Consider the following 17,835-nt stretch of genomic DNA (forward strand, 5'->3'; position numbering starts at 1 on the left):
GTCTGATTTTTAAAAACTACCTTAGACATTGTTGTATTTTGTTCAACTCTAAAATAATAATTTTAGAGAAGATCAACAATAAAAAAAGGGTGTCTCGACTTTTCGGACACCCCCTTTTTTAGTTTTGGATTAATTGTAAAAAGTACAAATGCTCAAGATCTCCATCACTAAAGACAAGTTATTGAAATTCGAATCTTTACGTGAATCAATCCTTTTAACTTTCACTTTTTGCCTTGGCTCTTAAATTCAAGTCAACTTACCTACGTTACTTTTCGAATATCTTAGAATCAAGGTTAAAATTTATTATCTTTGCAGCCTGATTTTCAGAAACCAAACCAACCATTTCATACCTGAAACGGTTGGATTACAGAAGAAAAAACCAACATGAACAGAGAAGTACGTGTACGTTTTGCGCCGTCACCAACAGGAGCGCTACATATTGGAGGGGTAAGAACAGCCCTTTACAACTACCTATACGCAAGAAAAACAGGGGGTAAATTCCTCTTAAGAATAGAAGATACCGATCAGACCAGGTTTGTACCCGGCGCTGAGGAATATATCAAAGAAGCCTTGGATTGGTTGGGAATTTCCCCTGATGAGAGCCCATGGAATCCCGGAGACTGTGGCCCTTACAGACAATCCGAAAGAAAACCCATGTATATGCAGTATGCGCTTGACCTGATTGAAAAAGGTCATGCTTACTATGCATTTGACACGGCAGAAGAATTGGAAGCCATGAGGGAAAGATTAACTGCCGCCAGAGTGGTTTCCCCTCAGTACAATTCCATCACCAGAACCCAGATGAAAAACTCACTCACCCTTCCTGAAGATGAGGTGAAAGCAAGATTGGCTTCCGGTGAACCTTACGTGATCCGCATCAAAATCCCAAGAAAGGAAGAAGTGAGGTTAAACGACCTCATCCGTGGTTGGGTCATGGTACATTCCTCCACTTTGGATGATAAAGTACTTATGAAGTCTGACGGTATGCCTACTTACCACTTGGCTAACATCGTAGATGACCATTTGATGGGCATTACCCATGTCATCCGTGGAGAAGAGTGGTTGCCTTCCGCTCCATTGCACGTATTGCTTTACAGATACTTGGGCTGGGAAGATACCATGCCTCAATTTGCCCACTTACCGCTCCTTCTCAAGCCTGACGGCAACGGTAAACTATCCAAGAGAGATGCCGACAAACATGGTTTTCCGGTATTCCCTATGGACTGGACAGATCCAAATACTGGAGACAAAGCTATTGGTTTCCGAGAAGCAGGCTATTTACCCGATGCTTTCCTGAACTTCCTGGCTTTCTTAGGTTGGAATCCTGGAGATCATAGAGAGATTTTCAGTGTCGCCGAACTGGTAGAAGCATTTTCGATTGAAAGAATAGGCAAATCAGGAACCAAGTTTGATATCAATAAGGCAAAATGGTACAACGAACAGTACCTAAGAGCAAAATCTGATGAAGAGCTCGGAGCATACCTTATTGCAGACCTTGAAAAAGAAAATATTCATATTTCTATTGAAAAGGCATCCCAGATTGCCCATATCATGAAAGAAAGAGCAACTTTCCCTGCAGATCTTTGGAAAGAGGGCAAGTTTATGTTAGTGGCACCATCTTCATTTGATGAGTCGGTAGCTTCTAAAAAATGGAATCAGGAAGCCGTCACTGTATTGACAAGCTACAAGGACAAATTGGCAATATTCTCAGGTGATTTCAGCCCAGAAGCAGCCAAATCCCTACTGGAAGAAGCTGCTGAAGCAAATGGCATCAAATTGGGTAAGGTAATGCAGGCAGTACGTTTGGCTGCTACAGGTGTGGGCGCAGGTCCAGATTTGATGGCTGTGTTCAGTATCATTGGGAAAGAAGAGCTGATCAATAGATTGAATTTTGCAATCAAAACCCTACCTGTACAAGGATAAGACATTAAATTCCTCTAAGATGGCAAAAAAACCAAAAAAAGAAGAAACCCCTAAAGTCCATAAGGACTTGGAAGGATTCAAGATGAACATCAACTCTTTTGGGGAAATCTCCAGTTCTTTTTCCATCGATAAACTCAATGAATTCCTCAATAAAAATGTGGAAGACAAAAAGCTGAAGGACAGAGAAGATCTGGACGAAATCAAAGAGGGGAAAAAGAAGAAAAAATAAATTTAAAACCGGTCAATGGCCGGTTTTTTTGTACCACTATTTTTCTCATTCAATATCTTGAAAAGTAATTTTTAGCAAAAGATGAAAGTGTCCAACTCATAGGTGGAAGGGAATCAGAAATAATGAATTCAAAATTTTTGACCTTTATCCGATTAAGTCAAGGGTCTGATTATGTGAAAGTAATTTTTATGTATTATATTTCTACTTAATTATTAGTAGAGCTAGATATGAAAATTCAGCACTGTTTATTTATTTTTCTTTTTTGGTCTTTTTCCGGTTTCGCTCAGACAGGAACTATCAGTGGTAAAGTAACCGATAGCCAAACCGGTGAAGCACTCCCTTTCTGCAATGTTTTCATCAATAATTCCACCATAGCCACCACTACAGATCTAGATGGTAATTTTGTCCTGGAAAACATTCCGGAGGGTGATTTTGAAATTGGTTTCTCATTTATCGGTTATCAAGCCCAACAAAAACCCGCTTCCATTAAACCAGGAAGTAAATTGACCTTCAATGTCAGCCTTGTCTCTCTAGAACAGGAATTGTCAGATGTAGAAATCAAGGCCTCAAGGGACAGGGCATGGGAAAGAGAGTTGCGAAAATTCAAAAATTACTTCCTGGGAAATGATGATATGGCCGCTCAATGTGAGATATTAAATCCATGGGTCATCGATTTCCCAGCTGACAACACGAATAATAATTTCCGTGCGGAAGCTTTACAACCCATTGAAATTGAAAACCGGGCTTTGGGATACAGCCTCACCTTTGACCTCAAACAATTTCAATTTACTCCCCAATACTATATCATTTCCGGAGCCACCAGGTTTTCCGATTTGGAATCTCCCGATCCAAAAACCAAAGCTGAATGGGAAAGAAAAAGACTGGAAACCTACCTCAAGTCACCGGCAAATATGTTCCGGTCCATCATTTTGGGCACACATAATCAAGAGGGCTTTTACCTCTATGGGGACAAGGTTGGGGGATCTGAAAGCAGAAATTTACGCTCAGACATTTTCGCCAATGAACTAGGAAAGTCCATTGTTCCATATAAGCCGGAACAATTGGTTCAACCGAGCCGAAAACCTGGAGAATACCGTATTTTCATGAAAGGCAGAATTGAAATCCATTACGAGAAAGGTTATAGCACCGTCAATACCTATAAAGATGCTCCCTACCCTATTTCATGGCTTGAGGTGAACAATAACTACGTCACCGTCAATTCCAATGGTATGGTGATCAACCAAAAAGATGTCACCTTCTCAGGGGATATGGATAAAAGGAAAATTTCTGCTCTTCTTCCTTTTGACTACGAACCACAATTACAGGACAGAACCGAAACCTACATGGCAAAAGATGCAGGAGGTATGCAGGAAAAAGTCCACCTTCACACCGATAGACCCTTTTACTATAAAGGTGATCAGCTCTTGTTCAAAGCCTATTTGAGTTATGCCAATCCTGACTTAAAAAGGGAATTGAGCAAAATTCTATACTTGGAATTGATTTCAGGCGAAAGGGATTTCATCATTCAGAAAAAGTTCAAAATCGAAAATGGCCTGGCAACAGGTGATATTTTCCTGCCGGACACTTTACAACAGAAGGAATATTATCTTCGGGCATATACTTCCTGGAACAGAAACTATGGCCCCGACACCTATTTTATCCAGGCATTGCCCGTCCTGTCTGATCGTGATAGGATTGTAGATACTGAAAAAAGGAATGTAACCACAAGTGTAATTAAAACTGGCTTTTCCACTGACAAAGAAACTTATGGAAAACGGGAAAAAGTTAAAGTTACAATATCCCTAACAGATCAAAACGATAGGCCAACTGCGGCTACTCTTTCCATTTCAGTGAGAGACGCCTATTATTCACCGGATGTTTTGGACAGACCTGATATCCTACAGAGCCTAACACTCAAAGATGTTCCCGCAAACATTACCACAGAAAAATTCACCTATCCTATTGAAAGGGAATGGAAAGTAAATGGAAAATTTTTGAATGAAAAAGGAAAAGGTGAAGCAGTTCCTTTTACGGTGTACCTGAATAATTTTGAAGGCATCTTGGAGTTGGAGTCTGACAAAGAAGGGAATTTCACTTTAGAGGATTTGGATTTCTATGGCCCTTTGGACTTTGCCTTTCTGGCTTTGGATAAAAAAGGCAAGTCATACGGTTCTTTTGAGTTGACACCTAAATTGAACCCCCCATTTTTTGTACCAGCAGACCTGAAATTCCCAAAAATAAGTCAAAACAATGAACCCTTATTTTCAAAAATAGTAGAGGAGGAAGATGTCATCCCGTTACAACAAGTGACTGTTGCTGCCGGCAAAAAGCCAGAAGGCTCAAAGGCTATCTATGGAACTGCCGATTATGTCGTACAGGGAGAAAATCTCAATAGAAACGGTAACATCAATGACCTCTTGCAAAGTTTAAAATCCCAGGTTCCGGGAATGACAGTAACCACTACCTTGGAAATACGGATCCGAGGAGGGGCCACTTCTTCCAACCTTTCTATGGAACCCATGGTCATGATAGATGGGGCTGTAATGCCTTCCGGTCCAGGATTTAGGGCAGCAGATAACCTGAGCACCTTAAACCCCAATGATATTGACAGAATTGAAGTGGTAAGCAGAATGAGTTCTATGATGGGGGATTTGGGCAGAAACGGGGTCATTGCAGTCTACCTCAAAAGGGGCGTGTCTCAAAGTCCTTTGATGAGCTCTACTACACCAGGCCTTCAAAGTATGGTGATTGAAGGATTTGGTTTGCCAGGAAATTTTATCCCCTTCGATTATGACAAAGAAGAGGAAAATCCTGAAATAGACCAAAGGGTAACTTTATACTGGAACCCTTATGTCGTCACTGACAACGAGTCCGGTAAATTCTCATTTGAGTTTTTCACCAATGACAGTAAAGGAAAGAAAATCATCGGCGTTGAAGGGCTGAGTATTGACGGCAAACCAATTAAAGCGACATATTCGATATCGATTGACAATTGATTCCCAAACAATCTGTAATTTTGAAGCATGCAGATCAAAGCCTTTCTCTTATTCGTCTTAACCTTTGCAGCTATTCAATTACAAGCAAACGCACAATTAAGTGTGGGATTTAGAGGTGGAATAAGTAGTTCAAATGTTTCTTACCGTTATCAATTGGGCAGGCCTGTTGTCAATGCAGGCGGCATCAGTGGCACTACTTATGCTTTTGTAGTGGAATACTTTGGACAGAAAAATGCCGGTCTTCAACTCGAATTCCAACACCTCACTTTGGGCTATACCCAAGAAAATGATGCACTTGCTGTCAATCAGACAGAATGGCAATACTTCAAAATGCCTGTACTCTCCAATTTCTATTTTGGCAATAAAGGAAGGTTCCATATTAAATTGGGTCCTCATTTCGGGTATTTGTTACAGGCAAGAGACCTTAGAAGGGAATTTGAAGGAGATGAAACTTTCCTCCCTACCTATGGACAGGCTGGAGATGATCCCAGGAGATTTATGTATGGATTAAACGTAGGCGCTGGCTTATCCAAATTATTTGGAAAAAGTACACTGGCGGGTGATGTCAGACTGGCTTATGAGTTTGGCAACCCGGAATCTCAGAACAGGATTTTTGACATCAATTCTACAACTTTGGAATTTTCTTTGACCTATTTGTTCCAGATAAAGAAAGGTAAATGGCAAAAATAGGCCATCCACTGTAAAAAGATTTTCCAACCTTCAGTTCAACCCGATTTTCTGGCTTATCTTTCGCATAAATGGAACTATTCCATTGAATTGAGGTTATAAAAGATAGATTTGAAAAACCCAATCCTATTATGTTACAAGCACAGAAGAGACCTGTTCATATTTACATGGAAGCCAATCCCAACCCAAATTCATTGAAGTTTGTGGTTAACTTTATGTTGGCAGATGAAGGCGTATCATTCGATTATCCTGATGCAGGCAGCACAGAAAATTCACCTTTGGCAAAAGAACTGTTCAACTTTGCTGCAGTGGACCGAGTTTTCATCGCTTCCAATTTTGTCACCGTGACTAAAAAAGAAGACGTTGAGTGGCCGGAAATCCAGGATTTTATCAGAGATCATATCAAAAAATACCTGGAAGCAGGCAAACCTGCGGTACAGGCGGTATTTGACAAAGACCCTCTTTTTGATGAAAACGACTCCGAAACTGTAAAGAAGATCAAAGGTATTTTGGATGAATACATCCGTCCGGCTGTAGAGCAGGATGGTGGCGCTATCGTCTTCCACAGCTTCCAGGATGGCATTGTGAAAGTATTGCTTCAGGGCAGTTGTTCAGGTTGTCCTTCCAGCACCATCACCCTGAAAGCCGGCATTCAAAACCTCTTGACGAGAATGCTTCCGGAAGTAAAAGAAGTGCAGGCAGAAGGCGTATAACCTTTCCCTCATTTTACGTATATTATTACCAAGGAAAGTGTCTTAATGGACACTTTCCTTTTTGTATCATCTTATCATCATAAGCAGTGCTTAGAGGGAATTGGACATGGGCAATACTAGGTTTGATCAGTTTGGTCATCCGATACTTTGCTGTCCAATATCCTGAAAAAACTGAAGAAATTTACTCCAGAAGCTTTTTCCCCGGTATCAGGAACCTGATCGACAAAACTGTTTCCCAACTGCCTTTTGCCACGGTCTATATTTTTGTTGGAACGGTGATAGTGGTTGGCATTTTCTTTATTTATCAATTTCTGCAAAAAGAAGGCTGGAAACAAAAAACAGGTTACACCATCCGGTCCATTTTCAATGGTGCGGGAGTTTTGGTTTTTTTCTTCCTATTTCTTTGGGGCTACAATTACCAGAGAGTACCTATCTTCCAGCAGATTGGAATGAAACCTGTTCCACTTAACCAAGAAAAGCTTTTAGGGGAAATTGAACTGACCCGAAATATTGTCAATCAGCTGAGGTATAATATTGAAGAGGATACTTTCGCCATAGAGAAGATTATCCCCTATCCTGAATTGGAAAAGCTGGTCAGGGCAAATATGCGTGAAAACCTGTATTTGTTGGGGCTGAATTTTACCGGAGAACCGAGAACCAAACAGTTTTATCCGGCCGGATTTATGAGGAGGATGGGGATTTTGGGTATTTATTTTCCATTTACCGGGGAAAGTTATATTGATCCCACGTTGCACCCATTGGAAAAGCCCTTTACCATCGCCCATGAAATGGCCCATAGTTATGGGGTAACCGATGAGGGAGAGGCCAATTTCATTGCCTGGGTGATCTGTTCCAATTCTGATGATCCGCTTTTACAGTATTCGGGCCAGTTACGCTTGTTGCGCTATCAGCTCAATGACCTCTACCGGATGTCCAAGGAACTTTATGGTGAATTTTACAAAACCATCCCTAAGGGCATTCGAAATGACCTCATCTCCATCCAAAAAATCAACGAGCAGATCAAGCCCATCAATCTGGAAATCAGCCGTAAATCCAATGACCTCTTCCTGCGTACGCAAGGGGTAAAAGCAGGCATTAACAGCTATCAACAGCTGCCTATGCTGGCCTATGCCTGGAGGAATAGTTTGAATGAGTAAAACCTGATTACCAAAGAAATGAACAAAAGGGAGATCAAACGCTTCGAGTCAAAGTAAATTATTCCACTCTCCAGGCCCTTGTCATTTCCTTTTTTCCTGGAGGGCCAGGCAAGGTTTCTACTTCTAATCCCAATTCCTTAAGGTTCCTCTTTAATTGCCCTTGGGCACAATAGGTCACAAAAACCGCTCCGGGATTCATGGTATCCACCACTTTGGCCAACATTTCCTTGGTCCATAACTCAGGCTGTTTACTTGGCGCAAAAGCATCAAAAAACACCACATCGGAGTGGTACAGCACAGCATCTTCCAATGTGGCCACATCCTTTTTCATATTGAAATACTCGGACATGATCACTCCTTCGTTCCAAGGAGCCTCATGCAACATATTGAAATATGGGGCATAATGATAAATGGAGGTATCCACTTCGGTATAATTCAACTGTGAATAAACCTCCTTTTCCAAAGGAAAGGGCTCAATACTATGGTAAAGCACAGGCACTTTGTATTGCTCTGCCCAGACCAAGGTTAGCCAGGCATTCAATCCTGTTCCAAATCCCACCTCAAAAATACGGATCGGAAACCTGTCCGGGTTGCGCATATACCAAGCTTCCAAACCATAAAGCATAAACACATGCACAGATTCTCTATAAGCGCCATGAAAAGAATGATAAGTCTCATTTAGTTCAGGTACGAACAGGGAATGAGAACCATCTTCCGTAGTAATGATTTTTACTTCTCTTGCCATCTTACTTTTTGTAAATCAATGCCACACAATATGCCGACACTCCTTCTTCCCTTCCTACAAAACCCAATTTCTCAGTTGTAGTCGCTTTAACAGAAATAGCGCCTTCCTCAACACCCATCACTTCTGAAAGACATGCTTTTATAGCAGGAATGTGTGGATTGAGTTTGGGAAGCTGAAGACAGACAGTTGTATCGATATTGCCCACTTCATAGCCTGCGTCCCTGATCAATACCATCACCTCACGCAACAAAATCTTGCTGTCAATTCCTTTATACTTGGGGTCTTTATCAGAAAAATGGTAGCCGATATCCCTCATGTTGGCTGCTCCTAAGAGTGCGTCACAGATCACATGGATCAATACATCGGCATCGGAATGGCCCAAGGCCCCTTTTTCGTGTTCCAGCTTGATTCCTCCCAACCAAAAATCCAATCCTTCATGCAACTGATGCACATCATAGCCAAAACCAATTCTGAAGTTATTCATATCTCTTTTATAATGTTCTTTACTTTTTGATAGTAGACGCAAGACACAAGATGCAAGACATAAGACTTGATTTCTCTAGATCCACAAATGTCTAATTCTAACCTATTTCAACCTTATTTCTAACTTATTTCTACCTATTTCAAATTATTTCGAAGCAGATTTATAGTAAACCACTGAGGCATTATCCTCTTTCAATATCCCATTCGCCCAGTCCATAATGCTGTCTGCCGGGATTTGGGTTTTCTTCTCATACTCGGTCTGATAAAGATCGGGATTTCCTAAATGAGCGTAATAAGCCAGGCTCATAGCCCTATTCAATAACTGTACAGACTCGTATGTTTTCATCGCTTCCGCCTGATTTTTGACTTTGGTGAGGGTATTTTCGGCAATTGTAGATTGGAGAAAAGCGCTGACCACTTCATCTAGCGCTTTTTCCGCTAATTCTGCACTTTGTCCTTTTTCCATCTTACCCGAAAAGATCAGTAATCCAGGATCAACAGTACCTAAGATATAAGCTCCAATAGAAGCAAATATATTCCCGTTTTTAACCAACTGCTGCTCCAATATGGAAGAACGTCCAAAACCCAAAATATCCGTAATCAAATCTGCCTGCAAATACCCCTCTTGAAGTTTTCCCGGCATATGATACACTTTGTACAGCGCATCTGTGGGCACGTCAGCTTCCACAGTAAGCGTCTTCTTAGCAGCTTGAGGCATCTCCTGAGGAATAGTTCTCTTGGGAATTTTCCCGGAAGGAATATCACCAAACCACTTTTCTGCCAAACCTTTAACTTGACCCAAAGTAACATCACCCGCCACCACCATCACTGCATTGTCAGGACGGTAATGGGTATAATAAAACTCCTCAACATCCTCTCTCTGATAATTGACAATATCTTCTATCTCCTTGCCAATCGTAGGCCATTGATAAGGATGTGTATCATAGGCCAATTTGCGGATATGATGAAAAACATCACCATAAGGCTGATTGAGATAGCGTTGTTTATATTCCTCTATCACCACCTTCCTTTGGGTTTCTATCGTCTTTTCACTGAGATTGAGCTGTAGCATCCTATCCGATTCCAACCAAAATGCCGTTTCTATGTTGACTGCTGGAAGTGTGATGTAATAGTTGGTGATATCTGTATTGGTAAATGCATTACAAGAACCTCCTACCCTCTCCAGGGCGGTATCAAAGACAGGAACATTCTTAGAACTCCCAAACATGAGGTGTTCAAAATAATGCGCCAATCCTGTTTTACCTGGTATTTCATTACGGGAACCTACCTTATACAAAATATTGAGCACAGCCATTTTACTGCTGTGGTCTTCATGAACCAGCACTTTTAGGCCATTGTCCAATGTAAACTGTTGGTAATTGATCATGGGATGCTAAATGTCGACTGGGGAAAATATTAAATACTTTCTCCCTTATAGCCGGAAGTTTCCAAAGCCTTCACAATGACATCTTCACTTATTTCTCCCTCAACAGTCAATATGCGGTCAGGATGGGTCAGGTCAACTTGCCAGGAACCCGCTGCAACTTTATCCATTTCAGGTGTAATCGCTGCCACACATGCACCACATTTAACGTTTGTTTTTAACTGTATCTTCTTCATATGATCTGCTTGTTTGTAATAAATTTCTACTGCATCGGAATAAGTCCGACTGACAGTAAAACCTAAAAAAGGAAAATTTGATTCCTTCTATCAGTAAGCCGCAATTTACCTAACTCCTATTACAAGTCATGAGTTTATCAAAAATAAAAAGTATAGGCAAAAATTTTGGTTTGGGGGATTTTGCCGTCAAAATACGGCGAAGCTTGGTTTTTAGGAGTCCCAAAATTATACAAATCCACTGCTTGACGGGTCAGATTTCTGGCGGATCTTCTGAAAAACCCGGCCACAATATCAATACCCAAAGCTGAAACTACCAAAGGCAAATAGAGATTGCTAGGCTGAGATGACTGGGGTTGGGGTACTATCAAATAGTAAGTGCTTCCTAAAAAAACAGCCGTTCTTGCAATATCCAATCCCAAATTGATCCTTTGCTTTCTCAAGGCGCTTTGATACACTTCAAATACTTCCGTATCTGAAGACATCAGGTCTAAAATCTGGGCTTTATTAAGTTTTTGAGGACCATCATAGATGTCAATAACCTGCCCTATAATATTATTCCTGTAATCAACAGTGAGATAGGGTTCATACTGTCCAAAACTGTGATGGGCAAAAAAGAGCAAAAACACTATAAAAATTAATTTTCTCATAGAACTTTAGAAATTTAAAGCAATACCGGTTTTAAGAGGACTCAACTTCAACTCCCAAGTTGGCTGGTAAACCAGGTTCCTGGAAACTTTGTAATTATAATTCTCCAGGGCATTGGAAGACCTTCTTTTTCCTTCTCTTCGCATAGGTATGCCCACGATGTCCAACACAATCGCACCTGTCAACATGCCCAATAAAGGGACCAAGTCGCTTTGACTGATTTCAGTGGTTAATAGATACACATTTGCCGCAGCGCCAAGTGCCAATGCTCCCCATCTCAATGTCGCTCCTGTCGCTAATTTTTGATTAGCTATTGAAAACTCTTTGGCATCTTCAGGGGAAATTTGTAGTATTTTTTTGACCTCACTCGCCTTGATCTTTTTGCCCTCCGCAAAATAGGTGTGACCATTGAAGAAATTCTCCTTGTAGGTAATGATCGGGTAAGTATCTGCCTCATTTGTAAAAGGTACACCATCAGGCTGATATCTCGGATGGCTTTGCGCAAAAGCTCCATGAACTGTTGCCGTCAAAAAGAATAAAAACAATACTAAAAATCTTTTCATTACCATTAAAACGATATTCTCAAGACTTGGTTTCCAGTTAAAACTAAAAAAAGCGGCTTCTCAACCGCTTTTTTTAATTTTATAAGCCAAAGACTTTCTTAACCGTATCGACGTAGTCCAGTTTTTCCCAGGTAAACAATTCTACATCAAAAGTAATGGATTTGCCATAAGGAGTTCTAAAAGTTTTGGTAACCACTTCATTTTCTCTACCCATATGACCATAAGCGGCTGTTTCCTCATAAATAGGATTCCTAAGCTTCAATCGCTGTTCGATGGCATAAGGTCTCATATCAAATATTTCCTCAACTTTCTTGGCAATTTCACCATCAGTCATGCCCACATTGGAAGTTCCATAGGTATTGACATAGATTCCCATAGGTTTGGCTACACCGATAGCATAAGATACCTGAACCAACATTTCATCAGCTACACCTGCCGCCACCATGTTCTTGGCAATATGTCGGGTAGCATAGGCTGCTGAGCGGTCAACTTTGGAAGGATCTTTACCTGAGAAGGCTCCTCCTCCATGTGCTCCTTTACCTCCATAAGTATCTACAATGATTTTTCTTCCTGTCAGACCAGTATCACCATGTGGACCACCGATCACAAATTTCCCGGTAGGGTTGATATGATAAGTGATTTTATCTGTAAACAATGCCTGATTTTCAGGTTTCAGCTGAGCTTTAACCCTTGGGATAAGGATATTGATCATATCCTCTTTGATCTTGGCCAACATGGTTGGTTCGTCGGCAAATTCATCATGCTGCGTGGAGATCACGATAGCATCAATCCTTTGAGGCTGATTATCATCAGAATATTCAATCGTTACTTGAGATTTGGAATCAGGCCTCAAATAAGTAATGTCCTTATTTTCTCTCCTCAAGGCTGCCAATTCCTTCAAAATCCTATGGGAAAGGTCCAAAGCCAAAGGCATATAGTTATCGGTTTCCTTTGTCGCATAACCAAACATCATCCCCTGATCTCCTGCTCCCTGTTCTTCAGGGTGATCTCTATCTACACCTTGGTTGATATCCGGAGACTGTTCATGAATCGCAGACAATACACCGCAGGAATTCCCATCAAACATATATTCCCCCTTAGTATAACCGATACGGTTGATCACTTGACGGGCAATTTGCTGAACATCCAGGTATGTTTCTGATTTCACCTCGCCTGCAAGGATAACCTGTCCTGTGGTCACCAATGTTTCACAGGCCACCTTGGAACGCGGATCAAAAGCCAAAAAATTATCGATCAATGCATCTGAGATCTGATCCGCTATTTTGTCCGGATGCCCCTCAGATACCGATTCTGAAGTAAATAAATAAGGCATAGTTTATATTGTAGTTAGCAAGTTTTCAATTAGCCCGTAAAAATACAGTTTAAGGGGGAAATAAAAAACTTAAATAGAAGAACACTAACACCCTACAAGGTTTGATAATTACAACTATTTTAAGGCATGTTCTTTAACAAGCAGGAGTCAGCTCCTGACATCACCATTTGGGGAGAAAATTTGATCACCAAACATTCAGAACCTCTATAGACAAATCCATTTTAAAATTTTAATCTTTCATTTTCAAACCTTCCATTCCCCCATTAAATCCTTAACTTTGTGCCTAATATGAGCAAGTCCAATCCCTCCATGAACGAAAGGTATATGCAAAGAGGTGTTTCCGCCTCTAAAGAAGATGTTCACCAAGCTATTTCCAAACTTGACAAGGGCCTTTTCCCTAAAGCATTCTGCAAAATTGTAGAAGATACTCTTGGGAATGACCCTGATTACTGTAATATCATGCATGCGGATGGTGCAGGAACCAAGTCCTCATTGGCTTACATGTACTGGAAAGAAACAGGAGACCTTAGTGTGTGGAAAGGAATTGCCCAGGATGCCATCATCATGAATATCGATGACCTCCTATGTGTGGGAGCTATCAATAACATTCTGGTTTCTTCCACGATTGGACGAAATAAAAATCTCATTCCAGGAGAAGTCATTTCTGCCATCATCAATGGTACAGAGGAAGTCTTGCAGATGCTAAGGGACCATGGTGTCAATGTAGTTTTGACAGGTGGTGAAACAGCAGATGTGGGTGATTTGGTCAGGACAGTCATTGTGGACAGTACAGTGACCTGTCGCATGAGAAGGGAGGAGGTTATTTCCAATGATAAGATCAGACCCGGAGATGTAGTAGTAGGATTGGCCTCCTACGGTCAAGCTACCTATGAAGATTTTTATAATGGCGGTATGGGTTCTAATGGTCTGACTTCTGCTAGGCATGATGTTTTCAATAAGGTATTGAAATCTACCTACCCTGAAAGCTTTGACCCTGCGGTTCCAACAGATCTGGTCTATACCGGAAAATATAACCTGACTGACCCAGCGCCGGGATTACCTGTAGATATGGGAAAACTGGTACTTTCTCCTACCCGTACCTACGCTCCTATCATGGTGGATGTATTGAAATATTTACGTCCTCAGATTCATGGTATCGTACATTGCAGCGGTGGTGCCCAGACAAAAGTGCTTCATTTTGTAGACAATGTCCATGTGGTAAAAGACAACCTTTTTGATACTCCTCCCTTGTTCAAAATCATCCAAGAAGAAAGCGGCACAGATTGGAAAGAAATGTACAAGGTCTTTAATATGGGTCACCGTATGGAAATTTATCTGGAAGAAAGGTATGCAGAAGAAGTGATCGACATTGCTGAAACGCTTGGTGTTGAAGCCAAAATCATCGGAAGAGTATTGCCACATGAAGGAAAAAAAGTAACCGTACAGGGTGCCCATGGCACTTTTGAGTATTGATTTAATCTTAGAATGTAGTTCTTCAATCATCCTTTTATTTTTTTCAATACGATTTTAATTCATCAGATTGCGCAGGTAAAATAATATAGGGAAAAATATATTTCCCTATATTACTATCTGAATCCTATCACCACACATGTCAAAAACCTATCTTCAACGCATTTTCAGAATCATGGCATGGATCCTGGGAATTCTCTTTTTCTTAGGTATGTTTTTGATCACCAAGGTAGATCGAAAACCTTATCAGGAAATGGATTACTACAAAAAAACCATGAGCCATCTTGATACTCTTTCTCTAATGGAAAGTAGTGGATCTATCTGGAAATCAGGATGGAGCAAGGTAAATGCCACGCCGGATACGCCTGCCAGCTTAGTGGGTTATAAACCCAGAGGCAAATATGAATTTGTGCAGGACAGCAGCTTTATCCGCAGCATTGTAGTCAGCAATGGCCAATCTCAAATTGCTTTTTTGAATTATGAACTGATGATTGTTCATCCCCGGCTTCAACTCAAAATCGAAGAAGCAGTTCAACAGGCCGGAATATCCCTAGACCATATATATTTTACCGCCACTCATACCCATTCAGGCATTGGGGGCTATATGCCTGGCCTGATGGGCAAAATAGCTTTTGGAGGCTATGATCAAAACATCATGACCATGATGGCAGAAAAAAGCATTCTTGCCTTACAAGGTGCTTTGGCAAGTCAAGACACAGTTAGCCTGATTTTTCAAAAATCCTTCACGGACTCCATGGTTATGAATAGACTGATCAAAAATGATCCCGTTGAGCCTTACATCAGGCAATTGGTATTTCAGAAAAATAATGGATCAAAAGCTTCTTTTACCACGTTTTCTGCTCATCCTACTATCATGGGCTCAAAATTCATGGGGCTATCAGGAGATTACCCCCACTATTTCAGTGAAAAACTGGAGGAAGAATTTGAAGTAGTGCTTTTTGCCGCTGGAACTGTAGGAAGTCACAGGGCTATAGCAAACGGTAATTCACCTCAGGATGTAAAAGATTATGGACTTAATCTTTCCAATCAATTACATGAAAATCTGATACAAAGCGACACCATAATAACCCCCATAGTCCGAAATGCTGATTTACCTTTAGCGCTTAGAAAAGCCCATTATAAAATTGGCAAAAACGTGCGTTTACGTCCCTGGGTATTCAATTCCTTGTTTGGAGAAACCAATGCCCATTTTGATATTGTCCGACTCGGAAACACCCTAATGGTCAGTTCCAGCGGGGAGATTTCAGGGGTATTTATGGAAGCATGGGAAAAGTATGCAGAAGAGCAAGGGTTACACCTCATCATTACCTGTTTCAATGGAGGATACATCGGTTATATCACCCCTGACCAATACTATGATGAAAAGCTTTATGAAGTCCGGGAAATGAACTGGTTCGGCCCATATAATGGTGCCTATTTTGATGAAATCATCAGAAAAATCATCCAAAAAGCCATTTGACCCTAGCCTATTACACTATAACCTTGTTCAAAAAGCTGAAGAAAGAGCCCTTTAAAACAACAGCAGGATGAAAGGTAGCAAAAATGAAGCTTCTAATTTTTCTCTTATCCTATCTCTGTCAGCAGCATAAAACTCCTTGATGTGAAACAAGAATAGCAACATTAAAATACTTGCATGAATACTATAATAGGACGGCAAAATTAGCAATGCTGTTAGCATCCCCATCACACCAGTTAAAGCCAATACCCAAATCAGATTTTTCAATCCTGGCCTGTTCAAAACCTGTAAAATTGAACCGAATCCATCCAACCTGTCTATTTGTTCATCCAAATAAGAGAGCATAAATAGGTTAAGGGAAGCCAACACCAAGTATCCCAGCAAAAAGTAATAAAAAGGAGTAGGAATTTCATTTGGATAAACAAAAATGAAAGGTCCTAAAGCTATTCCTGAAACATAAAAAACCGCAGTGGAAAACTCTTTCAACCAAGATGCTTTTTTACCAAACAAATGTAAAAGTCCCATCCAAATCCCCATGACAATTCCTAAAATGAGACCTGGAATTAAAATAAACTTAAGACTCTGGAAATTGAGCAAACAAAACAACCCTAAACTTATCATCAGCAACAACACAATACTTAGAGTTTTGAAGTTTTCTTGATGAAAGCGATGCCTATCCGAACTTGCAGGATGTCCTGTCTTTCTGGCATCTAATAGATGATCTAAGGTATAAACAGACCAAACGGCCATTCCTAGTACCATATAAAGACCCATTGGCAGAGACACATCCAACATATCTGCAAAAAAGAGCGTACCTGCCATAGCACCCATGACCACATCAATGGACAAAAGATTCAAAATTCTCCAAGCCGACAGTAAGAAATTCATATGGAATAAATATATGGGGATTTTAAGAATTCCTTCACATACAGAGGTCTAATATGCAATTGATATTAAATTTCATGTTCAATCGATATAGAGATACTGAATATTCATAGGAATGACTCCTTTAATGCTAAGCATAACTCAAATTATTATTCTTTTCATTAAGCCACTCATTAATCAAGAGAGCCTTGCTCATAATAGCAGTTAATTACTTAAATTGAAACCATTAATACTCATAACCTATGAAGAAACTCCCCTTTATCCTCCTATTTCTATTTGGAGTGTTGACCTCTTTTGCACAATCTACGATCAAAGTGGCCTGTGTAGGCAACAGTATCACCCAAGGTCCTGGAAGAGAGCATCCAGATAGCTTCCCTTTACAGATGCAGGTCTTACTGGGTGATCAATACCTCGTTAAGAATTTTGGGGTCAGTGGTAGGACTTTGCTCAAGAAAGGTGATTTCCCCTATTGGAATGAACCACAATTCGAAGAGGTAAAAAAATTTTCCCCAGACATACTTGTTATCAAATTAGGTACAAATGATACCAAACCACAAAACTGGCAATATCATGCAGAATTCAGGCAGGATTTCATTGACATGATTAAAACATTTCGCTCTGATATGCCAGAAAACGGACAAGTGTATATCTGTCTCCCTGCTCCAATTGCAGAGAATAATTTTGGAATAAGGGAAAAAATTGCGGTAGAAGAAATGCGACCTATACTTTTGGAAGTCGCAAAGGAGACTGGTTCCAAAATCATTGACCTCTACTCTCCGCTTGCTGAAAAAAGAGCATTGCTCCCTGATGGGGTTCACCCCAACAAAGAAGGGCTCGGCATCATGGCCTCGGAAGTAGCCAAAGCAATCAAATAAAAAAAACCGCCAATTGGCGGTTTTTTTTGGGTTC

Annotated in this window: 17 protein-coding genes; 9 read left to right on the top strand and 8 right to left on the bottom strand. The window is 40.6% G+C overall.

Going from position 1 to position 17,835, the window contains the following annotated elements:
- The first annotated feature begins 384 nt into the window (after window positions 1-384).
- From gltX to ACFFIP_RS06460, 6 genes are all read left to right on the top strand, one after another.
- Window positions 385-1,923, top strand: a complete 1,539-nt coding sequence (gltX, locus tag ACFFIP_RS06435; protein WP_382386759.1) for a glutamate--tRNA ligase — start codon at window positions 385-387, stop codon at window positions 1,921-1,923.
- A gap of 19 nt (window positions 1,924-1,942) precedes the next feature.
- Window positions 1,943-2,152: a hypothetical protein gene (locus ACFFIP_RS06440; protein ID WP_382386760.1), complete on the top strand. Its 210-nt coding sequence runs from the start codon at window positions 1,943-1,945 to the stop codon at window positions 2,150-2,152.
- Window positions 2,153-2,379: 227 nt separating this feature from the next.
- Window positions 2,380-5,148 (top strand): carboxypeptidase-like regulatory domain-containing protein, encoded by a 2,769-nt coding sequence (locus tag ACFFIP_RS06445; protein WP_382386761.1) that lies wholly within the window; start codon window positions 2,380-2,382, stop codon window positions 5,146-5,148.
- Between the two features lie 27 nt (window positions 5,149-5,175).
- On the top strand, window positions 5,176-5,838 hold the full coding sequence (locus ACFFIP_RS06450) for an outer membrane beta-barrel protein (protein WP_382386762.1): 663 nt from the start codon (window positions 5,176-5,178) through the stop codon (window positions 5,836-5,838).
- 128 nt (window positions 5,839-5,966) lie between these two features.
- Window positions 5,967-6,548 (top strand): NifU family protein, encoded by a 582-nt coding sequence (locus ACFFIP_RS06455; RefSeq protein WP_382386763.1) that lies wholly within the window; start codon window positions 5,967-5,969, stop codon window positions 6,546-6,548.
- A gap of 86 nt (window positions 6,549-6,634) precedes the next feature.
- Complete coding sequence (locus ACFFIP_RS06460; protein ID WP_382386764.1) at window positions 6,635-7,705, top strand: DUF3810 domain-containing protein; 1,071 nt, start codon at window positions 6,635-6,637, stop codon at window positions 7,703-7,705.
- A 58-nt stretch (window positions 7,706-7,763) separates the two neighbouring features.
- Here ACFFIP_RS06460 and mnmC2 read toward each other — a convergent pair whose 3' ends face one another.
- From mnmC2 to metK, 7 genes are all read right to left on the bottom strand, one after another.
- Window positions 7,764-8,450 carry a tRNA (5-methylaminomethyl-2-thiouridine)(34)-methyltransferase MnmC2 gene (gene mnmC2 / locus ACFFIP_RS06465; protein ID WP_382386765.1) on the bottom strand — a complete coding sequence of 229 codons (687 nt, stop codon included), beginning with the start codon at window positions 8,448-8,450 and terminating at the stop codon, window positions 7,764-7,766.
- Window position 8,451: 1 nt separating this feature from the next.
- Entirely contained in the window at window positions 8,452-8,934 is a 483-nt protein-coding gene (gene ispF / locus ACFFIP_RS06470; protein ID WP_382386766.1) for a 2-C-methyl-D-erythritol 2,4-cyclodiphosphate synthase, read from the bottom strand.
- 144 nt (window positions 8,935-9,078) lie between these two features.
- Window positions 9,079-10,320 carry a M16 family metallopeptidase gene (locus ACFFIP_RS06475; protein WP_382386767.1) on the bottom strand — a complete coding sequence of 414 codons (1,242 nt, stop codon included), beginning with the start codon at window positions 10,318-10,320 and terminating at the stop codon, window positions 9,079-9,081.
- Window positions 10,321-10,349: 29 nt separating this feature from the next.
- Window positions 10,350-10,553, bottom strand: coding sequence for a heavy metal transport/detoxification protein (locus ACFFIP_RS06480; RefSeq protein WP_382386768.1), 204 nt, complete (start codon window positions 10,551-10,553; stop codon window positions 10,350-10,352).
- Window positions 10,554-10,690: 137 nt separating this feature from the next.
- On the bottom strand, window positions 10,691-11,200 hold the full coding sequence (locus tag ACFFIP_RS06485) for a hypothetical protein (RefSeq protein ID WP_382386769.1): 510 nt from the start codon (window positions 11,198-11,200) through the stop codon (window positions 10,691-10,693).
- Window positions 11,201-11,206: 6 nt separating this feature from the next.
- Window positions 11,207-11,761 (bottom strand): hypothetical protein, encoded by a 555-nt coding sequence (locus tag ACFFIP_RS06490; protein ID WP_382386770.1) that lies wholly within the window; start codon window positions 11,759-11,761, stop codon window positions 11,207-11,209.
- A 79-nt stretch (window positions 11,762-11,840) separates the two neighbouring features.
- On the bottom strand, window positions 11,841-13,094 hold the full coding sequence (gene metK / locus ACFFIP_RS06495; RefSeq protein ID WP_382386771.1) for a methionine adenosyltransferase: 1,254 nt from the start codon (window positions 13,092-13,094) through the stop codon (window positions 11,841-11,843).
- A 309-nt stretch (window positions 13,095-13,403) separates the two neighbouring features.
- Between metK and ACFFIP_RS06500 the strand changes: the two genes are divergently transcribed.
- Both ACFFIP_RS06500 and ACFFIP_RS06505 read left to right on the top strand, forming a co-directional pair.
- A complete protein-coding gene (locus tag ACFFIP_RS06500) occupies window positions 13,404-14,567 on the top strand; it encodes an AIR synthase related protein (RefSeq protein ID WP_382386832.1) in 1,164 nt (387 codons plus the stop codon).
- A gap of 172 nt (window positions 14,568-14,739) precedes the next feature.
- Window positions 14,740-16,044, top strand: a complete 1,305-nt coding sequence (locus tag ACFFIP_RS06505; protein ID WP_382386772.1) for a neutral/alkaline non-lysosomal ceramidase N-terminal domain-containing protein — start codon at window positions 14,740-14,742, stop codon at window positions 16,042-16,044.
- A gap of 51 nt (window positions 16,045-16,095) precedes the next feature.
- Here the strand turns inward: ACFFIP_RS06505 and ACFFIP_RS06510 are convergent, their stop codons facing one another.
- On the bottom strand, window positions 16,096-16,929 hold the full coding sequence (locus ACFFIP_RS06510) for a hypothetical protein (RefSeq protein WP_382386773.1): 834 nt from the start codon (window positions 16,927-16,929) through the stop codon (window positions 16,096-16,098).
- A gap of 239 nt (window positions 16,930-17,168) precedes the next feature.
- Between ACFFIP_RS06510 and ACFFIP_RS06515 the strand changes: the two genes are divergently transcribed.
- Window positions 17,169-17,801, top strand: coding sequence for a GDSL-type esterase/lipase family protein (locus tag ACFFIP_RS06515; RefSeq protein ID WP_382386774.1), 633 nt, complete (start codon window positions 17,169-17,171; stop codon window positions 17,799-17,801).
- The last annotated feature ends 34 nt before the right edge of the window (window positions 17,802-17,835 follow it).

The sequence above is a fragment of the Fontibacter flavus genome (assembly GCF_042432905.1).
In the GTDB taxonomy this organism is placed as follows: domain Bacteria; phylum Bacteroidota; class Bacteroidia; order Cytophagales; family Cyclobacteriaceae; genus Fontibacter; species Fontibacter flavus.